Here is a 17557-nt window from a genome sequence, read left to right as displayed (position 1 = left end):
TTGGAACCGAACCATCCGGCCGTTCAGCTTTTAACTCACATTACTTTGCGAGCACACATTCGTGGAGGACCTGCATGGGACAGTCGCAACCTTTTCGCGCCACCGCACTGATCGTGGAAGACGATCTGGCGCAGCGCGAGATGATCACGCTGCTGCTCGAAGAGAGCGAGTACGACGTGATCGCGTGTGAGAGCGCGGAGGCCGCCGAACTCGTCCTGAACAAGCCGGGTCATCGCATCGTGCTGCTGATGACCGACGTCAATCTGGCGGGCCGCATGAACGGGGTCGAGCTTGCCCATCTCGCCAAGGCGCGTCACCCCCACATCAATGTGGTCGTCACTTCTGGCCGGCCGTTGTCGCAGCCGCTGCCGGGCGGCACGAAGTTCTGGAGCAAGCCGTGGGCGCCGCTGGACGTGCTGCGCGAAGCCGAGGTGACGCTCGAGCGCACGCCCGATATCAGGTGAGGCGTGTTGCGTGGCAACCGCCGACCGGTGGAGACGTAGGATCGGCTAGCGGGTCGAGCTGACTGAGAGCCGGGTGGAAGCCGCGCTCCCACCCGGGAAGTGCAACTACTTCTTCTTGGCAGCCTTCTTGGTCTTCTTCGCAGCTTTCTTGGTGGCCTTTGCGGCCTTCTTCGCCTTCTTCGCCATGGAATCCTCGTCAGGAGTTGATGGATTGCAACGCGACTTCGAGGCTTCGCTGGCGCACGCCAGCCATGCATCAGCCTCGGGTGTCGATCCCAGCAGATTCGCGAAGCTCTGCCTCACGCTGTCACCAGCGTGGTTGCGCTTATCCACAGCTCGATGCATTCGCCGGCCAGTTGCGCCACTGGCGCTGGGGGCGTGACAAGGTTAGCGGATCGTAAAAGGTGTCTTCATTGATTCAAAACCAAGGCGCAACCTTGGTTGGGCCCTTGAGGAACCGTTAACTGCGCCGCGCCCATGTTGCCTCGAGCAACAGGGTAGCTCATGAGCGCGGCGTTATTGAACATCGAGGACAGGACCTGCGGCGTCCTGCTGTCGGGATGCTGAACGTTCCGACGCTGTGGACCGCCTTCGTGGTCAATTTCCTCGCGTTGGGCCTGATCTGGGCCTACGTGATGCGCAGCTATCCCAATCTGGATTCGGCGCGGTACTGGACGGCATCTGCGTTCATGTGCGCGCCGGCGGCGGCGTTCGCGCTGACGCGGTTCTATTTCGGCTCGTTCGTTCCGCTGCTGGTCGGCGGCTCGCTGATGACCTTCGCGATCTGCCTCGCGGCGATGGGCGTCGAGCGCTTCTATGGCTCCAGGGCGTCGTGGCGACTGAGCTTGACCGTCGTCGCGATGACCTGCTCGTCGATCGCATTTTTCCAATACGGATACGACCACGGCCCACTGAGGATCCTGTGCTACTCGATCGGGCAGGCGGTCCCCATGGCGATCATCGCGCGGCTGGTGCTGGATGCGAGGCGCGGGCCCGTCAATCCGGGAGCGCGGCTGGCCGGCCTGCTGTCCGTTCTGATCATCGCGGTGTTTGCCGTGCGCTCGATCGGGGCGTTCATCGGCGCCGATTTCAATTTCAGCCGCTCCACCAGTGGCCAGGCCGCCGCGGTGCTGCTGCTGATCTTCCTGTCGATGTCGCTCAATTTCGGCTTCCTGCTGATGGCGGTGGACCGGCTGCGCAACGAGGTCGCCGACCTCGCGCTGCTCGACGATCTCACCGGCGTCGCCAACCGCCGTCACCTGATGCAGCGCCTGAGCGAGGAATGCGCGCGCGCCGAGCGCTCGCGGCGGCCGTTCGCGCTATTGGTGATCGATCTCGACGGCTTCAAGATCATCAACGACACCCATGGCCATGCCGCCGGCGATGCCTGCCTGCAGCACTTCACGCTGATGGCCCAGACCCGGCTGCGCCCCGGCGACATGCTGGCGCGCACCGGGGGCGACGAATTCTGCATCGTGCTGCCGGCGTCCGCCTTGCGCGAAGGCGCGATGATCGCGCGGCGCATCCTGCAGATCTGCCGCGACGATGCGGAGGCCTGTGCCGGCGCCGAGGTGCCGATCGAGGTCTCGATCGGCGTCGCCGAATGGACCGAGGATGTCGGCGCCTTCCCCGACCGGCTGATGGCGCGGGCGGACCAGGCGCTCTATGCGGCCAAGAAGGAGGGCAAGAACCGCTATGCCGTCTTCGCCGCCGACCCCGAGACGCCGACACTGGCGCCGGACCAGATCGAGCCGATGATGGCGCCGCGTCGGCAGGATGCCGCCGCCGGGTAGCCGGTGCTATCGTTGCCGGCCATGAGGCCGGTCCTGTTCTCCCTCCGCGCAGCGCTCGCGCTGTTTCTCGTCACGCTGCCTCTGCCTGTTACGGCTGAGGATCTCACGTCGCTCGCCCGTTCGTCCGGCACGCCGGACATCCCGGGACTGAAGATGGTCTGGCTGGCGCCGTGGGGCGATCCGCACCTCGCCCATCCCTGGACCAACATCATCATCCACCAAACCGAGGGTCCGGCCGGGTCGGCGCGGGCGGGGGCGCTGGCCCAGGCCAAGAACCCGAAACGGCGCGGCGTCACCGTGTGGGTGGAAACCGACGGCACGGTGTATTGGGCGGTGCCGGACACCCTGGTGACCCTGCATGGCGACGGCGCCAACCGCAACGACAACCGCTATATCGACAACGGCCCGACCTATCGCAAGGTCGTGCGCGACAATTCCATTGGCGTGGAGTTCGCCGGCAACTATCCCGACGTCACCCGGCCCGCCACGGACGCCCAGGTCGCCGCCTGGCGCGTGCTCTCGAAGCTGCTCCGGCTGCGCTATCAGATTCCGCGGGAGCGGATCTATGCGCACAACTGGATCGACTACAAGGATGCCCGCTACTGCGAGGGCTGTGCGCTCGCCGAGCTCGCCCGCGCCGCGCCCGACTAACTGCACCTAACAAGAAGCCGGCGTCTCCGCCGGCTCCGATCGCATCCAAAAACCACCTTCAAGCAAGCCGCGCGTCTAGTGCGCGGCCTCCAGGGCCGCCGCCTCCTGCTTGGCGATGGCGCCCTTGACGGCGGACTGCACCTTCTCGAACGCGCGCACCTCGATCTGGCGGACGCGCTCGCGCGACACGCCGAACTCGGCCGCCAGGTCCTCGAGCGTCATCGGCTCGTCGGCCAGGCGCCGCGCCTCGAAGATGCGACGCTCGCGCGCGTTGAGCACGCCGATCGCGCCGTTCAGCGCCTGCCGCCGGTGGTCGTATTCCTCGTGCTCGGCCATGATGGCTTCCTGGTTGGGCGTATTGTCGACCAGCCAGTCCTGCCATTCGCCCGCTTCGCCGTCGTCGCGGATCGGCGCGTTCAGCGAGGCGTCGCCGCCGAGGCGGCGGTTCATGTCGACCACGTCCTGATCGGTCACGCCGAGGCGCTTCGCGATCAGCTTGACCTGATCCGGATGCAGATCGCCTTCATCCAGCGCGTTGATGCGGCTCTTGGCCTTGCGCAGGTTGAAGAACAGCTTCTTCTGGTTCGCGGTGGTGCCCATCTTCACGAGCGACCACGATCTCAGAATGTACTCTTGTATCGACGCCTTGATCCACCACATGGCGTAGGTGGCGAGGCGAAAGCCCTTCTCGGGCTCGAACCTTTTCACCGCCTGCATCAGGCCGACATTGCCTTCCGAAACGACTTCGGATATCGGCAGGCCGTAGCCGCGATAGCCCATGGCGATCTTGGCCACGAGCCTGAGGTGGCTGGTCACGAGTTTATGCGCTGCGTCGCTGTCGTCATGCTCGCGCCAACGCTTGGCGAGCATGTACTCCTCCTGCGGTTCCAGCATCGGGAACTTGCGGATCTCGGCGAGGTAGCGTGAAAGTCCCGATTCTCCGTTGAGAACCGGCAGTGTAGCTGTACGGGCCATTGAGCGCCCTCCAGTTGGTTCAGGCCCCCGATAGCGGCGGGCCAGGCAAAGCGGTCGCTTGGTTAAAGCCGGCCGGTTTGCGACGTTCCATGCGTCGACCATTCGACGCAGGCGCAACATACACCATTTTCGCCCCCCGGTGGAAGGATTCCGGGGGTCACGACCCCGTGTGGCTCCATTAAGTTTTTGACATGCTTGCGTTTTTCTGAAGGTCCTGCGTCATAGCGCCGCTCGCAAGGCGCGCCCCAAAAGAGAAAGATCCTCCGGAAGCTCCGATTCCCAGCGCATTATTTCTCCCGTCCGGGGGTGCTCGATCACCAGCAGATAGGCGTGCAGCGCCTGCCGCCCGAGCGCCTCCAGCGCGGCGCGCGCGCCCGGCGCGAGCTGGTTGGCCTTGGTCTTGAAATGCGGGCCATAGACGGCGTCGCCCATCAGCGGATGCCCGAGATGGGCGAGATGCACCCGGATCTGGTGGGTGCGCCCGGTCTCGAGATGGCAGGCGATCAGCGACGCCACCGGCTTGCCGTCGCGGCCAGGAAAGCTCTCCTGCACCTCGTAATGGGTGATGGCCTCGCGGCCCTTGGGCCGCACCGCCATCTTGTCGCGGGCATGCGGATGCCGGTCGATCGGCGCATTGATGGTGCCATGCGGCCGGTGCGGCACCCCCCACGCGAACGCCAGATAGCCGCGCTCCATCGCGCCGGTGCGGCCGTGGTCGGCGAACTGCGCGCTCAGCGAGGCGTGCGCCTGATCGTTCTTCGCCACCACCATCAGCCCGGTGGTGTCCTTGTCCAGCCGGTGCACGATGCCGGGGCGCTTCACCCCGCCGATCCCGGAAAGACTGGCGCCGCAATGCGCGATCAGCGCGTTCACCAGCGTTCCCGTCTTGTGCCCGGCCGCGGGATGCACGACGAGGCCGGCCGGCTTGTCGATGACGACGATGTCGTCGTCCTCGTAGATGATTTTCAGCGGGATCGCCTCGGCCGCCGGCTCGGCGGCGACAGCCTCCGGCACGTCGATTGTGATCGTGTCGCCGGCTGTGACGTGATAAGCGGGGTCCCGCACCGCCTCCGCGCCAAGGCTCCCTGAAGTAAGGCTGACCTGACCGGCCAGGATCAGCGCCTTCAGCCGCGACCGCGACAGCTCCGGCAGCCTGGCCGCGAGCACGCGATCGAGCCGCGGCGAGCCTTCGTCGCCGGCGACCGTGACCGTCATCAGACCGTGGGATTGTGAAGTCGAGATGTCCATGAATTCTACCGTTGCGCCCGAGCCGTCCTCGCCCGAGCAGGCCCAGCTGATGGCGCGGCTGCGGCGCATGATGATGATCGCGGGCGTGACCACCTCGATCGCGATCGCAGTGCTTCTGGTCGCCATCGGCTACCGCCTTTTCCGCGGCGATGGAAGCACTGCGTCGGGCCCGGACCTCACCGCCATGCTCCCGAAGGGCGCCCGCATCGTTTCCACCGGCACCGCCGGCGACCGCCTGGCGGTGACGCTGGATGTCGGCGGCACCACCGAGATCCGCACCTTCGACGCCAAGACCCTCAAGCCCACCGGCCGCCTCCGCTTCGCCGTGGAGCCGTAGGGGCAGGGCGGTTTCGCCTGATCATTTTGGCCCATCTTTCTTTTAGCCCCGGCTTTCACACCGCGGGCGGTCAGCGCCTCTCCCGCCTGCGGGGGAGGTCGCATCGCATCGAAAGATGCAATGCGGGTGGGGGATCTCTCTCCACTGGCACCGGTGCCCGCGGCCGCCCCCACCCCAACCCTCCCCGGCAAGCGGGAGAGGGGGCGCACCGTCGGTGCGGCTGACAGCTCGGCTTCGTCCCGGGAACCATCGCCAAACCCGCGAAAGCCGGCCCATCTGCCACTCCCGGTATCGTTGTCCGCCGGTTCCATGTCTGCTCTAAAGACCCCCGGGGAACTCTGGAGTGGGGTGGAATGACCGGACATCTTTCGCGCGCGCTGAGCCTGCTGGCGGCGGCGCTGCTGCTGACCGCCTGCGCCGCCACGACGGCGCTGGAATCGCAGACCAAGCAGCGCGACGGCCGGATGGCGCGGATCTATTTCCTGCGCGAGAAGGGCCTCGTCGGCGCCATGGGCACCACGGCGGGCACCGCCGACGTCAAGGTCGCCGGCAAGACCGTCGGCGCGCTGCGCAACGGCTATTATCTGTTCGTCGATCGTCCGGCCGGCACCTACGAGCTGTCGGTCAATTCCGGCATTTCGCTGCCCTATGAGACCGAGATCCAGGTCGAGGCCGGGCAGGTCTACTATCTGTGCCTCGGCGCGACGCCCTATGGCCCGCCCGGCCAGGTGCTGCTGAACCAGGCCTATGCCGGCGGCAGCGGCACTCTGATGCCCCCTAGGTCGGGTCTGTCCGGCGCGATGTCGGGCACCGTGCTGTATCGCATGGACCCCGGCCCGGGCGCCGCGCTGATGGCCCAGCTCCAGGCGCCGTGAGGCCGGCGGCGAAAACCCCTCCGCAACATCGCATGCGAAATTTGCCTCTTCCGTCTTGCGGCGCGGCGATTTCGAGGCTATGCGGTTCACCTCACGCTCCCTTCGTCTAGCGGTTAGGACGCGGCCCTCTCAAGGCTGAAACAGGGGTTCGATTCCCCTAGGGAGCGCCAGTTCTGCCTTTCCCCCGCTGATTTCTTTGAGCTTTTGGTCGGTTTTCCCAAACCGGCGGATTGCGGTTGGGGAAGACCGTTCGCCTTGTGTCCTTCAAGCCGCGCCAGAGCATCGACCGCAAGGCTCGCCTGATCAGCCTCCTCAGTGTATCGCTCCGCCTCTGCAAGAGTGGTGTGGCCAAGGACGGACATGATCATCTTTGCCGTCGCGCCGGCCTCCGCCAGGCGGCGGCCGGTCGCCTTCCTCAGGCCGTGCGGCTGACAACCGAGCGGCAGGCCTGCGTCAGTGATGGCGTCGCGCATCCATTGGCTGAAGCCGTCGACGCTGAAGGACTGACCGTAGGCGGTCGTAATGATCGACACGTGGTCACGCTTTGCGACGGCCAAGGCCGAAAGCAGGTCACGGTGGAGCGGAATCAACAATCGCCGTCCTGTCTTCTGCTGCGCGACGGCGATTCTGTTTTCGGGCGTGATGTGGGACCATGCCATGCGGACCACGTCGGATCGTCGTTGGCCCGTGTTTAGGAACAGTTCGAAAGCCAGCCGCTGTTTGGTTTCCAGAGGCCACTTCTTGCGGAAAAGCTCGATCTCGTCCTCGGTCCAAGATCTGATGCGCTGAAGCTTGGGTCGCTTTATCCCGAGCGACGGGTCGTGCTTGATCCAGCCGATGTTGATTGCGTGACGGATCAGAATGCGAAGTTTCTTGAGGGTATCGAGAGCCGCGCCTGGCCGGTCGGCGAACGGCTGAAGAATGCCGGTGATGATGCGCTCGCGAGAAAGTCCAGTGACGGTCCGATGCCCGTGCTCGATTCTGAGGGCCTCGAGGCGTCTGCCGTACCCCTCCTTGCTGGTCTTTCGAAGGCCGACGTATTCCGAGCTTCGCATGTAAGAGGCGATCAGCGCAGAGATTGTGCCCTGAACGGGAGAGCAGATTTCGGGTCTCGATGTTGTCACCTGACCGAGAAGGGCGCTTTGGTAGGCCGACATGAACTCAGGGCTGGTCGGGTCATCTGGCAGGCGAATGCGCCGACCCTTGCCGCGCCGAAATGACAGGTACGTATGCCCCTTGACGTGATTGCGCTCAACGTATGGCGGCAACCTTCGAGGCATCGACATCACTCCACGTCTCGTCAAGGCCAGGATCATTGCCATCTGAAGGCAGCAGATCAATGGCAGTATCCAGTTCTCGGACGTCCCATGCTTTCCGGCGCTCACCTAGGATTTTGGGCCTTGGCATAGTGCCTGCTCGCACCATTTGATCAAAGACGTTGGCGGAAACGCAGATGTATGCGGCTGCCGCCTCGCGAGTAATGAGCCGCGGCTTGAGTGATGACGGGAGAGCCGTCTGCCGTGGCATCGATCGGATACCCTTTCCGAAGCCCTGTGCACCTGCCGGAAAAAAAGCCGGAGGACGTGTCTAGGCCTTGGATCAGGTAACAGTGAAGGTCTTTGCGTCCTTCGGAAGTGTCATCGCGCTATCGGAAGCAAAAGGGTCGGTTCACGGGCTCTATCGCGGGTGCTCATCGTCTGCTTGCGAGGCGTCATCCTGCTCGGACACGAGGAGCTCGGAGACGCGAGATACAGCGTCCGAGTGACTGCGAATCATCCCGCTCCACGTTCTGCTCTCCCGCGTCTCGCCGCGAAGTGGACCTCCCAAAATCGTGGTGATGAAGCCGCAGACCGGGGCGGCGGACACGGTGCGCTCGCACGTTAAGCTTGCAACTGTAATGACCACGTTGCCATGTTCTATCGCGGTCACTGCCACGGCACGACCCTGCGAATTTGGTTCGGCGAAACGACCTTGCGACACAGAACCTCCTCTTAGGCCGATCAGGCGTTACATACTTTAGTGGATACATACTATAGTTGATAAAAACCATGCGCGCAATGGGCTGACTTCTGCCCATGGACATGCGTCGGTTGGTTGGCCGCAACGTTCTGCGGATCCGAAAAAACAAAGAAATGACTCAGGAGAAGCTGGCGGAGATTTCCGGCTTCAGTCAGCAGTATATCAGCGGCCTGGAGAAGGGTCAGCGAAACCCGACCGTCGTCACGATTTACGAGCTGTCGGTTGCGCTTGATGTGGACTATCTCGACCTACTGAAGCCCGACGCTCAGTCGAAGAGAGAAAAGGAATAGCGATCTCTGCAATAGCCCGCGAACGCCGAGAATGCCAAAGCACGGCGTAGGTGTTCCATTGAGCGCCGTTTCCTGACCACGGAACGGCCAGGTATTGGCTTGAGCGAGAAAGGGGATCGCAATATCGAGCAGCGCGGTAGGTTCGCGGACGGCACGACGATTTACCCCTATCCAAACTTGTGCCGTCTGACCGCGTTCGAAAGGATCGCCTATCCTGGGCATATAGAATGCCTCGTCTGTACCGCGACCAATTCAGAAAGCTTGACGATTGCGTGCCTCGACAGTCTCTTTGCAGACATCAGTATCTCATCGCGAGCCGAAGCCGAGCGGATGATACGGTGAACTATCTGACGCCTCATACCGCGGTCTAAAAACGCCGCCGCGCGCGTTGCCTTCGTGTCAGGTGCCAATCAAACGCGTTGGGTTCGGTGTCGGGCTTCCTCACGTTCACGCAGAAGGTTTGCGACTAGCCGAAGCGTCTCCGTAAACGGCTCATCGAATGCCACGCCGTTCCGGTAGACCTCGATAAGATAAGACTTCGCGACAGGCGAAAGAAGGACAGCCCCGCCTTCGCTGCTCGGGTTCAGCCGCCAAAGTGTGGGCTCGGCGAATCGGCAAAGATCGGCAGGTAGGCTGTCGCAAAAGTCGAAATACACCGGGACGCGGCTCGCCTTCCAGTCTCGCAGGAGCGCGCTATCTTGCATGCGCGCAGGGATGACCAGCGGCTGCTGGTGCACGGCAATTCCGAAGGAAGCGAAGAATTGAGCCCTGTCCCGGTTCCGTCGTTGTCCATCGACGACCCAAATCAGCTTGGGATAAAACTGCTCACGCGCCTGTCGCTCTGCTTCTGGCAAAAATGAGTGTTGAAATTCGAGCGTGACGCCTTTTGCTGTTTTGACATCGGCGATGTGTTTTTCATCACCAGGCACCGCGTGGATGCACTCTTGCCAGTCCTTCGGAAAGTGGTCTTTCCAATCGCGATGCCACTGCGTCTCTGCCTCCCACCAGGTGTCGCAGGTGCTTGTCCCTCTGTGTGCCCAATGCCAAACGCGATGCTGACCGCACTTCGCGACCGTGGGATCGCCACAGACGCGGCATACACCGGGCAAGGCCCGGCGCCGCATCGCGGCATTCGCCTTCAACGAGAGCAAATCTCATCAGCCCTCCATTTCGGGCCCGACTAGATCTCGCAGTGCCAGTGTGCGGATGATCAAGTTCTGGCGCATCAGGCGTCTCCTTCGGTAAGGGGGATGCTGATACAGTGCCTCAAGGCCAGTTTTTCCGTCATGGCGGTGAGTGATTGCGGGAGCTGCAAACTCAAGTCACGGCCTAGGCCGGGGTCGCCCGCGTGGCAACGAAGGCCGTCGGAGATGAGCTGGCCTACAGTCTTCGAGCTAGAAAAGTCCACCTTGCCTTCGGCGACATCGTCCGCGGGCACGACCGAGATGCTTGAAGGACCATGTGCCCAAACGTAGGAGGAATTTGTGCGATCTTTCATGTCGTGCACTTGCCGGGCCAGGCCCTTTCGGTCTTTCTTCGACTGAACAATCATTCCCTTGTTGATGTGGATGCCGGGAGCTTCCACAACGGGGAAATATACACGTCTGCGCCCGATTTTTTCTCCCAACTTTTGGGGCCTTTGTCCGGGAAATCTTGTGCGTGCACTTTGACGTGCATGCCCTGCACCTCCATGTCGCGAATTTCGCGTTCGATGAGGGCCGTGATCTTGCTCGTGAACTGGTGCTCTTGAGTGGGCGCCAGATAGTGCCTTGCACAGGTCTGGGCGACGATGCCGTCGACGATCTCGCCGATGAGGCGATAGGCTCGCTCCTGCCGCTCCTCGTCGTCTTCCTTTGTAAGCACCGCTCCCCCCTGAATTTTCATTAGGCCGATCCAAGGGTGGTTGGCGGTTGCCCGTCGGCCCGCATGGCTTCCAAATACTGGAGAAGTTGCTGCAGTTGCTCTTCCGGTGTGAGATGCAATTCCGCAGCCCATTGCTTGGCAATCAAGGCCGGATCTCCAAGCGCCGCGACATCCGGCTGTCCATCGATAACGGGGAGCGATCGAAGTTTTTCGGCCAAGCCCTTAGCCGCTTGGTCGCGGTGAATACGAAAAAAGGTGTTTAATCCTTCCGCTGCCCGTTCTTTTCCAAGCTTGCGAAGATTTTCACCGATGCGCCGTTCCAAGCGCTCACTGGAAGTGCGCACGATGCCAGCGCGGTTGTCGAGCCAATCGGTGGCCGCGGCAGCCGTGATCTCTACTTGTGACGTGAGATGCAAAAGAAAGGCTGGCACGTCACGGGCATCGGGACTCACGATCTCAAGGCGCCGGTCAGGGTGGAACTCGAGCCACTCGCGGATGACAAGATTGATATGCAGATCGCCAAAGCCGTAGCCGATACACACGAGCGTAGTGACGAAATTGAGGTTCTGCTGAAAATGCTTCAGCATGCTTTTGGGAAGGACCTGTTGGCTTCGGGCATCGAACTTGTAGGCACCCGCAAGCAACGTTCGCCGTAGAAACTGCATCACGCCCTGTTCATCCGGGTAGCAGATCTCGTTTGCCGCCTTCACCGCGCCGGGATGACCCGGAATCTCGTAGAACAGGCCTTCGTTGACGGCGCGCAACACGTCGATCACGCCTTGCTGCCCAGGCGCGTTGGGTAAGAGCTTCAGCAGGTCCTTACCTTCGTTGAACGTGAAAATGTCCAGCGCGCCGTGAATCTTGAGGAGATAGATTCCAGGCACCGCCGGGTTCGAGAAACGCATGGCGCCGTGTTCATGCTCCTGCTGCGTGAGCACTTCCGCCTGGATCTCACCGATCGGTTTTCCCGTACGATCACGACGGACGAAGCTTTTCCGCTCCGGGCTAAACCCGCTGTGAAGCGGAATGGAAAGGCGGGCCGAGATGGCCTCGACGATCACGTCGTGGTTAAGCGAGAAAATCCATAAGGGCGTATTCTCATCGGCCAGCGCGCGCAGCCCATCATAGGCGGATAGCTGCCGCGCGAAAAACGCTTCGTTGTTGACATGCCGGTAGTAGAGCATGTGGTAGACCATTTCGACCAGCCACACATAGAGCCCGTGATACGCAAGCGCATGGGCGCGGTGACGGCGCCATTGCGTTTCAAGATAGCCAAGGATCGCTTCGTAGTGCATCTCCGGCCGTCCGAGGCAGACAATCATGTCCTCGATCACCTCGTCGGGATAGCCGCCTCCCTGAATCCGCCATCCTCTGTTGAACTCGCGCAGCTTGTCAGGTGTCAGCCATTCCTTGAGTTCTTTCGTCAGTTCCCAAACGAGCGGCAATCCCGCTTCGTAAGAGGCGCCGGCGCCGAGAAAAAGTCCGGTAAGCTGCTTCACCAAGAATCCTCCTCGCGGGCCTCGCTGCTGCGCTGCCCCACGAGCCATATTCTCATAGCCGCCAGCCCACCCAGCACAAGAAAATATAGGTTCGCCAGCTGGTTATAGCCGATCTTGATTTGCGGGGAAAAGGCTTGTTCACTCATTGTTCTTGACGACTGCATGGTGCAGAATGGTCTACTCCCGATTCGTAGTTGAGTTGGGTCTTTGAGTTATTGGGTGAGACGGAATGGTAATCAAGCGGATTGCCAGCTTTCTTGGCCGACGCAGGTCTAAGGCACTCGCGCCGTCCGCGCCAGCGCCGCGGGTAGACCGCGCGCCCGCAACGCCTCCCGCCCGTCCGGCGGCCAGCAAGCCACTCGTGATTTGGGAGTCGGAGCTGCGCGCGATCGCCGCCGAAGCGGCAGCGTGGACCGTCGAGACGGGAGGCGATCTCTTTGGGCGCTGGCCGGACAATCCGACGGTATTCCTCGCAACGAAGGCAGGGCCGAACGCACAGCGCGACAACGCCCATTTCCGCCTGGACGTCGATTATCTCAGGCAACTCAGCGAGCCGCTCGCGGCGGATTGGGCGCTTCGCTATTTCGGCGACTGGCATTCCCATCACCGCCTCGGCCTCTCGGAGCCGAGTTCGGGCGATCGAAGTCGCATCCGTCAGCTCGGCAAACGTAACGCCTTCCCGGGGATGGTGGAGATCATCGTCACAACGGAAGGGTCCCGCCAGACGCCTACGGTGCGTATTCACCCATGGTTCTACGACCTCGGCACGGAGGAAGAGCCGGTCGCGATGAGCGTCACGGTGCACGCCGGGTGCAGTCCGGTCCGGCAAGCGCTGATCGCGCGCGGCTTGTTTCCGGAGCAGTCGCTCAAGGAATGGGAAGCCGTTGCTCTGGCTCGTGTTCGCATTGGCGATGCGGGTGAGCCGCCTGTCCTCGGTTGTGCGCCTGCGGTTGACGCGGCGACGCGCGAGCGCGCCATCACGCATCTCGCCGAAGCCCTGGAGCGGGAGAGCGGCGCCCCCATTGAGCAGCATACGACGGCGTTCGGAAAAATTCTGGTCGCCCAATTGAAGGAGCCGCATCACCTCGCGTTCGCCATCGATCAGAAATGGCCGATGGATGTGCTTGAGGTTCATCGCCTCGATCGGGCGACGGGCAGCGCGGAGCAAATCGAAGCACCGGCAGGGCTCGTGGTCCCCGACATCAATGGAATCGTGCAGGTATATCGTGCGGCAAAGGGCCAAAGAGGTATTGCGTGACGTGGACAATGGCACACCGGCAGCGCATGGCGCTTGAACACCAAATCCTTCAGAATGAGGGTTTTACGCAGTTCGGCGTTTATCACTACCCGGCAGATGATACGTACAACGCTGGCGGCACGGCGACGACCAGCGTAGGCAGGAGTTATCGTCTTTTCTGCATGATCCCGCCGGGATATCCGACGCAGCGGCCGTCACTCTACATTACAGACCCGAGCCCATTGCTGAATTTCAGCGGTGTGGCTATCTCTCGGCTGGGCGTCTCGCACGCCATGCACACTCTTGAGCCGCACGCGGTGGGCTGGGTTCAGATTTGCCATTGGCGCGCCGATCGCTGGCATGCTGGCATCGTTTTGCAGAAGGTATTTCTCAAGGCGATGCTGTGGCTCGAAGCCTACGAGCAGCACCTCGCCACCGGGCGCGATCTCGCCGACTTTGTCCGTACCATGCAGGAGGCCGCATGAGCGACCAACGCTCGATGATCCGCGATGCGATGCAGGCCATTGCGCAGCGGAAACCCGGCAAGTCGAAGCTCGTCTACGACAAGACGAGGCGCACGATCGTCGCGGTTTCCGAGGGCGTGCCTACCCCGCAGGCGCTCAATATCACCGCTGACGATGCCGACATGTTCGGCGTCGTCACGCTTTCTTCGGGATGGTTGCGCGACAAGTGGCCGTCGTTGACCAAAGCTGGTTCCCTTCCCGTCGGCTTCAGCTCGTGGGACGATGGCGATGCGCTCACGCAGTTGGAATTGTGCATTCAAGGCAGCGGCACCCATGCGGCAGCGACGCTCGTCCTCGGCCAGCAGCAAGGGCAGGCCTCCGAAGGAATGGTGATTGCCATCGTTCCCACGGACAAGCCAACGCATCGCTCCGATGTGTTCGTATCGCCAGACAACATCGCTTACCGGGCCGAGCTGATTGAGTCAGCCGAGCCCGCGGCCAACCCGCGCGACGTCGTGTTCGCCGATATTGAGCCGCAACTTGACCTTCGCCGCGCCGGCATACTGGAAACGACTGTTCTCAAAGACCGAACCGTTCTGTGTATCGGGCTCGGAACGGGCGGCGCCCATGTCGCGGTAGAGCTCGCCAAATCCGGCGTTGGTCACTTCATCCTGGTGGATCGCGACCGCCTGTCGGTTGGCAATGTGGTGCGGCACCCGGGCGGAATCTCGCAGGTGGGCCGGACCAAAGTGAACGTTACGCGTGATCTCATCCTTGAAAAGAATCCCGGCGCGCAGGTCGAGGTGCATGTGATGGACGTCGGTTTCGAGAACCGTGACGTGCTCGCCGGGCTTGTGCAAGCCTCCGACCTCGTCATTTGCGGGACCGACAACCGGCAAAGCAAGTTGCTGATCAACGAGCTTTGCGTGTCGGCCGACAAGCCCGCCGTCTATGGCGGTGCCTTCCGCCGCGCCTATGGCGGGCAAATCCTGCGCGTCCGCCCGAAGCAGTCCCCCTGCCAGCAGTGCTTCGTCTCTTCCTTGCCGGACGAAGCATCCGATGTTGAGGTGTCTTCACAGGATGACGCCGACGCGATCGCCTATTCGGATCGCCCCGTCGCCGTGGAGCCGGGCCTTTCCTTAGACGTGCTGCCCATCGCGACGCAGCTCGCCAAGCTCGCCATGCTCGAACTCCTTGCCGACAAATCCTCCACGCTCAATGTGCTCAAGCGTGACTTCGATGCGCCGTGGTATCTCTGGCTCAACCGGCCCGAACCCGGCACGCAGTATGCCGACATGCCTCCCTTGAGCGAGAGCCGCGATGAAATGACGATTAATCGCTGGTATGGCATCTACTTTGAACGCGACGAGCAATGTCCCGTTTGCGGCGATTTCCTTTCCGGTATCGCCGCGGCGTACGGCCTCGACGCAACAAAACTTCCTGCGCTTCCGGAAAAGGAGTGACGGGTGGAGCTCTCTGCTGATTTCGCGCGCTACGTCAGCTCATGCGAGCCCGATGACGATGCTGTAAAGACAGCCAAGAAAGCGCATGAGAAAGTTCGTGATGAACTGAAGACGGACGAAGAAACCAAGGACGCTCACGAAGAAACGTTCCTGACGGGCTCGTATCGACGGCATACCGCCATCCACAATATCGAAGACGTCGATGTGGTGTGCATTCTCGATTTAGATATTTATGCCGACGGCTCCGAGCCCGAGGTTGTTCTCACCTGGCTTCAGGGCGTACTTGACAAATACTACAGCGAGACACGGCCGCAAGGCCGCTCGATTGGCATTAGTGCCAAGGGCGTGTGGCTTGACATCGTGCCCGGCACGCCCGTTTACGAGGACGGACCACTCTGGATTCCGGATCGCGACGCCAAGCAATGGGTGCAGTCGCATCCCAAGGGACAGATCAGCGCCGCAAGCGAGAAGAACAAGGATACGGGCGGTTATTACGTGCAAATCGTCAAGCTGATGAAATCCTGGCGCGACCGGCTTCCCAGCGAGAAATCGAAGCCGAAATCCTACATTCTGGAAACGCTCGTCCACCAGACGATCGGGCTTCCGACGTCGCACGCGCGGGCTGTCGCGAATGTGCTCGAAGGGATCAACTCGACCTTCGGGTTCTACCGCGGCTTGGGCACCGTGCCGTTCATTGCCGATCCGGGTTTGGGAACCGTCAATGTTGCCAAGCGCTGGGACAGCGCCGAGTTTGATGCGTTCCTCGACCAGGTGAAAGCGGCGGCTACGACCGCTCGCCAAGCGCTTGAAGCAACCGATGAAGCCGAAAGCCGCAAGCTATGGCGAAAGCTTTTCGGCTCGACCTTCGGGGCGTAGGAGAAAGGAATGGCCAAAACCCCCTCTGGACTGCCCGACACCACCGGATCCCTTCTGTCGCCGGACGCGATGGGCGGTCTGAATGCTGGAAAGGGCTTTGATTTTCAAACGCGCTACACGGTGTGCCATCTTCCGATCTGGTTGCAAGATGGCTCGTTCCATCAAATCTTTACGGAAGGCACCGGCGATATCGACATCCGCTATGTTGACGAAGGTAAGTCGCTCCGGAAACACATCCAAACCAAGGACCACGATGTCGCGCCCGCCGAATTCAAGGACGTGATCGAGGCGTTTCGCAGATACGATGCCGACATGCCGGGCACCTACCACGAGTTCCGGCTGGCATGCCCAAGCCTTTCGCAGCAGATGCGGCCGGTTGAAACCGGCCTCGCGCGCTATCGTAACGCCAAGCCCTTTTATGACGACGCCGTTCCCGCGCTCGCGCAGACACAACACGATGTCGACCAGCGTATGCGGGCCGTCGGCCTGAGCGACGAACAAATCGCCTTCATCCATGAGAAGGTCTTTATTGACATCGGGTATGGCGATCTGGCGCATGATGAGCGAGCGCTTGATATCTTCATAGCGAGAATGCTCAGCCATCCCGATTTTGCGAGCAAGATTCGAGCGATGGTCCAGCCCGCTTACGCTGCCCTTATGAACAAGGTCGGGGCCAGCAAAGGCGTGGTGCTGGACAAATCCTCGATCGAAGCGCTCTTGCGCTCTGCGGTTCTCGCGGACTTGTCCGCAGAAGCCAGTGTGACGCTTTGGGTTCATAACTGGACGAAGGAAGCCTTCACGCCGCCGGCGGATTACGAGCTGGATTGGACGCCGCTCTTTGACCGGGCCGCGCGCAAGGTGCCTTCGCCGGACGCCTGGACCAACGATCTTGTCCCGCAACTCGATACCTTGCGGAAGCAGATCATGGCGGCCGGAGCCGTACGCACAATCCGGCTCCGCGGAAAATGCGCCCTTTCAACCGGCCTTGCCGTTGGCGCAACGTTTCCGGCCGTGGGCAGTTGGACGTTCGAAATTCCGCAACCGCCCGCAAAGGAGTTTTGGCGCTCGGATGCGACCCCGACGCCCGGCTACACTTTGCAGACGGAAATCACGGAGGCCGACCCAAACGGCACCGACCTCGTGCTCGGACTGAACATTCGTGGCGATGGCCGCGTGGATGTCATGCGGTATATCGAGTCCACCGGACAGGCTCCCAATGCGTACGTCTTCATGGCACCGCCAAGCCAGGGCGCGCAATCGATCGGCGGCGATGGCGACGCCATCGCGATGGCGATGGCAGTTCGGGAGGAATTCGGCAAGCTCCAGAAGGCACGCCAGCTCCGTACGACGCGGCTCTTCTTCTATGGGCCGTTTGCGCTCTCGGTGTTCCTCGGCCAGCAGCTCACATCGATGGGACGCGTCCAATTGTTCGAGTATCAAGACCCCAGCTACGTACCAAGCTGCCTTTTGAAGACCTAACCCCTTTGATCGCATCCCTCGTCT

The 17557-nt window shown here is 61.9% G+C and carries 17 protein-coding genes, 1 tRNA gene and 1 pseudogene; 12 read left to right on the top strand and 7 right to left on the bottom strand.

From position 1 onward, the window contains the following. Positions 1-74: 74 nt before the first annotated feature. Positions 75-464, top strand: a complete 390-nt coding sequence (locus ACQR0W_RS15325; protein ID WP_315718298.1) for a response regulator — start codon at positions 75-77, stop codon at positions 462-464. A 105-nt stretch (positions 465-569) separates the two neighbouring features. Here ACQR0W_RS15325 and ACQR0W_RS15320 read toward each other — a convergent pair whose 3' ends face one another. Beyond that, positions 570-767 (bottom strand): hypothetical protein, encoded by a 198-nt coding sequence (locus ACQR0W_RS15320; RefSeq protein WP_315813825.1) that lies wholly within the window; start codon positions 765-767, stop codon positions 570-572. A 257-nt stretch (positions 768-1024) separates the two neighbouring features. On the opposite strand from ACQR0W_RS15320, the gene ACQR0W_RS15315 reads away from it, so the two are divergent. Next, positions 1025-2257 carry a GGDEF domain-containing protein gene (locus tag ACQR0W_RS15315; RefSeq protein ID WP_316171754.1) on the top strand — a complete coding sequence of 411 codons (1233 nt, stop codon included), beginning with the start codon at positions 1025-1027 and terminating at the stop codon, positions 2255-2257. A 21-nt stretch (positions 2258-2278) separates the two neighbouring features. Continuing rightward, entirely contained in the window at positions 2279-2908 is a 630-nt protein-coding gene (locus tag ACQR0W_RS15310; RefSeq protein WP_316171753.1) for a peptidoglycan recognition protein family protein, read from the top strand. A 75-nt stretch (positions 2909-2983) separates the two neighbouring features. Here ACQR0W_RS15310 and rpoH read toward each other — a convergent pair whose 3' ends face one another. Further along, complete coding sequence (rpoH, locus tag ACQR0W_RS15305; protein WP_315718327.1) at positions 2984-3883, bottom strand: RNA polymerase sigma factor RpoH; 900 nt, start codon at positions 3881-3883, stop codon at positions 2984-2986. Between the two features lie 219 nt (positions 3884-4102). Then, positions 4103-5098: an RluA family pseudouridine synthase gene (locus ACQR0W_RS15300; protein WP_316171780.1), complete on the bottom strand. Its 996-nt coding sequence runs from the start codon at positions 5096-5098 to the stop codon at positions 4103-4105. 31 nt (positions 5099-5129) lie between these two features. On the opposite strand from ACQR0W_RS15300, the gene ACQR0W_RS15295 reads away from it, so the two are divergent. The 3 genes from ACQR0W_RS15295 (at position 5130) to ACQR0W_RS15285 (ending at position 6513) form a co-directional block, all read left to right on the top strand. Then, positions 5130-5468 carry a hypothetical protein gene (locus ACQR0W_RS15295; protein ID WP_316171752.1) on the top strand — a complete coding sequence of 113 codons (339 nt, stop codon included), beginning with the start codon at positions 5130-5132 and terminating at the stop codon, positions 5466-5468. 353 nt (positions 5469-5821) lie between these two features. Continuing rightward, a complete protein-coding gene (locus tag ACQR0W_RS15290) occupies positions 5822-6343 on the top strand; it encodes a DUF2846 domain-containing protein (RefSeq protein ID WP_316171751.1) in 522 nt (173 codons plus the stop codon). Positions 6344-6438: 95 nt separating this feature from the next. After that, positions 6439-6513 (top strand) — tRNA-Glu (locus ACQR0W_RS15285). A 189-nt stretch (positions 6514-6702) separates the two neighbouring features. Here ACQR0W_RS15285 and ACQR0W_RS15280 read toward each other — a convergent pair. Continuing rightward, a pseudogene (locus ACQR0W_RS15280) lies at positions 6703-7398 on the bottom strand (tyrosine-type recombinase/integrase); the annotation flags it as partial. 1020 nt (positions 7399-8418) lie between these two features. Between ACQR0W_RS15280 and ACQR0W_RS15275 the strand changes: the two are divergent. Continuing rightward, on the top strand, positions 8419-8652 hold the full coding sequence (locus ACQR0W_RS15275) for a helix-turn-helix domain-containing protein (protein WP_315770014.1): 234 nt from the start codon (positions 8419-8421) through the stop codon (positions 8650-8652). A gap of 410 nt (positions 8653-9062) precedes the next feature. On the opposite strand, the gene ACQR0W_RS15270 is transcribed toward ACQR0W_RS15275, so the two are convergent. From ACQR0W_RS15270 to ACQR0W_RS15260, 3 genes are all read right to left on the bottom strand, one after another. Continuing rightward, positions 9063-9794, bottom strand: coding sequence for a competence protein CoiA family protein (locus ACQR0W_RS15270; protein WP_315770012.1), 732 nt, complete (start codon positions 9792-9794; stop codon positions 9063-9065). Positions 9795-10200: 406 nt separating this feature from the next. Beyond that, entirely contained in the window at positions 10201-10536 is a 336-nt protein-coding gene (locus tag ACQR0W_RS15265) for a hypothetical protein (protein WP_315770010.1), read from the bottom strand. Beyond that, positions 10536-12014: a hypothetical protein gene (locus ACQR0W_RS15260; protein WP_315770008.1), complete on the bottom strand. Its 1479-nt coding sequence runs from the start codon at positions 12012-12014 to the stop codon at positions 10536-10538. Before ACQR0W_RS15260 ends, ACQR0W_RS15265 begins: the two co-directional genes overlap by 1 nt. 361 nt (positions 12015-12375) lie before the next feature. On the opposite strand from ACQR0W_RS15260, the gene ACQR0W_RS15255 reads away from it, so the two are divergent. Genes ACQR0W_RS15255 through ACQR0W_RS15235 form a run of 5 tightly spaced genes read left to right on the top strand, consistent with a single transcriptional unit; the run spans position 12376 to position 17533 of the window. Further along, on the top strand, positions 12376-13272 hold the full coding sequence (locus ACQR0W_RS15255; protein WP_315770007.1) for a hypothetical protein: 897 nt from the start codon (positions 12376-12378) through the stop codon (positions 13270-13272). Then, positions 13269-13736: a hypothetical protein gene (locus tag ACQR0W_RS15250; protein WP_315770005.1), complete on the top strand. Its 468-nt coding sequence runs from the start codon at positions 13269-13271 to the stop codon at positions 13734-13736. The genes ACQR0W_RS15255 and ACQR0W_RS15250 overlap by 4 nt, the downstream gene beginning before the upstream one ends. Beyond that, positions 13733-15178 (top strand): HesA/MoeB/ThiF family protein, encoded by a 1446-nt coding sequence (locus ACQR0W_RS15245; protein WP_315770003.1) that lies wholly within the window; start codon positions 13733-13735, stop codon positions 15176-15178. Before ACQR0W_RS15250 ends, ACQR0W_RS15245 begins: the two co-directional genes overlap by 4 nt. A gap of 3 nt (positions 15179-15181) precedes the next feature. Next, positions 15182-16054: an SMODS domain-containing nucleotidyltransferase gene (locus ACQR0W_RS15240; RefSeq protein WP_315770002.1), complete on the top strand. Its 873-nt coding sequence runs from the start codon at positions 15182-15184 to the stop codon at positions 16052-16054. A 9-nt stretch (positions 16055-16063) separates the two neighbouring features. Continuing rightward, positions 16064-17533, top strand: a complete 1470-nt coding sequence (locus ACQR0W_RS15235) for a dsDNA nuclease domain-containing protein (protein ID WP_315770000.1) — start codon at positions 16064-16066, stop codon at positions 17531-17533. The last annotated feature ends 24 nt before the right edge of the window (positions 17534-17557 follow it).

Origin of the sequence: Bradyrhizobium sp. HKCCYLRH1034 (genome assembly GCF_051168375.1) — a bacterium.
GTDB lineage: Bacteria > Pseudomonadota > Alphaproteobacteria > Rhizobiales > Xanthobacteraceae > Bradyrhizobium.
The sequence above is the reverse complement of the archived record's forward strand: the minus strand, read 5'-3'. Positions and strand labels throughout refer to the sequence as shown.

Coding starts and splice junctions, on each gene's coding strand:
- ACQR0W_RS15325 (WP_315718298.1), top strand. CDS start 75: ATGGGACAGTCGCAACCTTTTCGCGCCACCGCACTGATCGTGGAAGAC.
- ACQR0W_RS15315 (WP_316171754.1), top strand. CDS start 1,025: ATGCTGAACGTTCCGACGCTGTGGACCGCCTTCGTGGTCAATTTCCTC.
- ACQR0W_RS15310 (WP_316171753.1), top strand. CDS start 2,279: ATGAGGCCGGTCCTGTTCTCCCTCCGCGCAGCGCTCGCGCTGTTTCTC.
- rpoH (WP_315718327.1), bottom strand. CDS start 3,883: ATGGCCCGTACAGCTACACTGCCGGTTCTCAACGGAGAATCGGGACTT.
- ACQR0W_RS15300 (WP_316171780.1), bottom strand. CDS start 5,098: ATGACGGTCACGGTCGCCGGCGACGAAGGCTCGCCGCGGCTCGATCGC.
- ACQR0W_RS15295 (WP_316171752.1), top strand. CDS start 5,130: ATGAATTCTACCGTTGCGCCCGAGCCGTCCTCGCCCGAGCAGGCCCAG.
- ACQR0W_RS15290 (WP_316171751.1), top strand. CDS start 5,822: ATGACCGGACATCTTTCGCGCGCGCTGAGCCTGCTGGCGGCGGCGCTG.
- ACQR0W_RS15275 (WP_315770014.1), top strand. CDS start 8,419: ATGGACATGCGTCGGTTGGTTGGCCGCAACGTTCTGCGGATCCGAAAA.
- ACQR0W_RS15265 (WP_315770010.1), bottom strand. CDS start 10,536: ATGAAAATTCAGGGGGGAGCGGTGCTTACAAAGGAAGACGACGAGGAG.
- ACQR0W_RS15245 (WP_315770003.1), top strand. CDS start 13,733: ATGAGCGACCAACGCTCGATGATCCGCGATGCGATGCAGGCCATTGCG.
- ACQR0W_RS15235 (WP_315770000.1), top strand. CDS start 16,064: ATGGCCAAAACCCCCTCTGGACTGCCCGACACCACCGGATCCCTTCTG.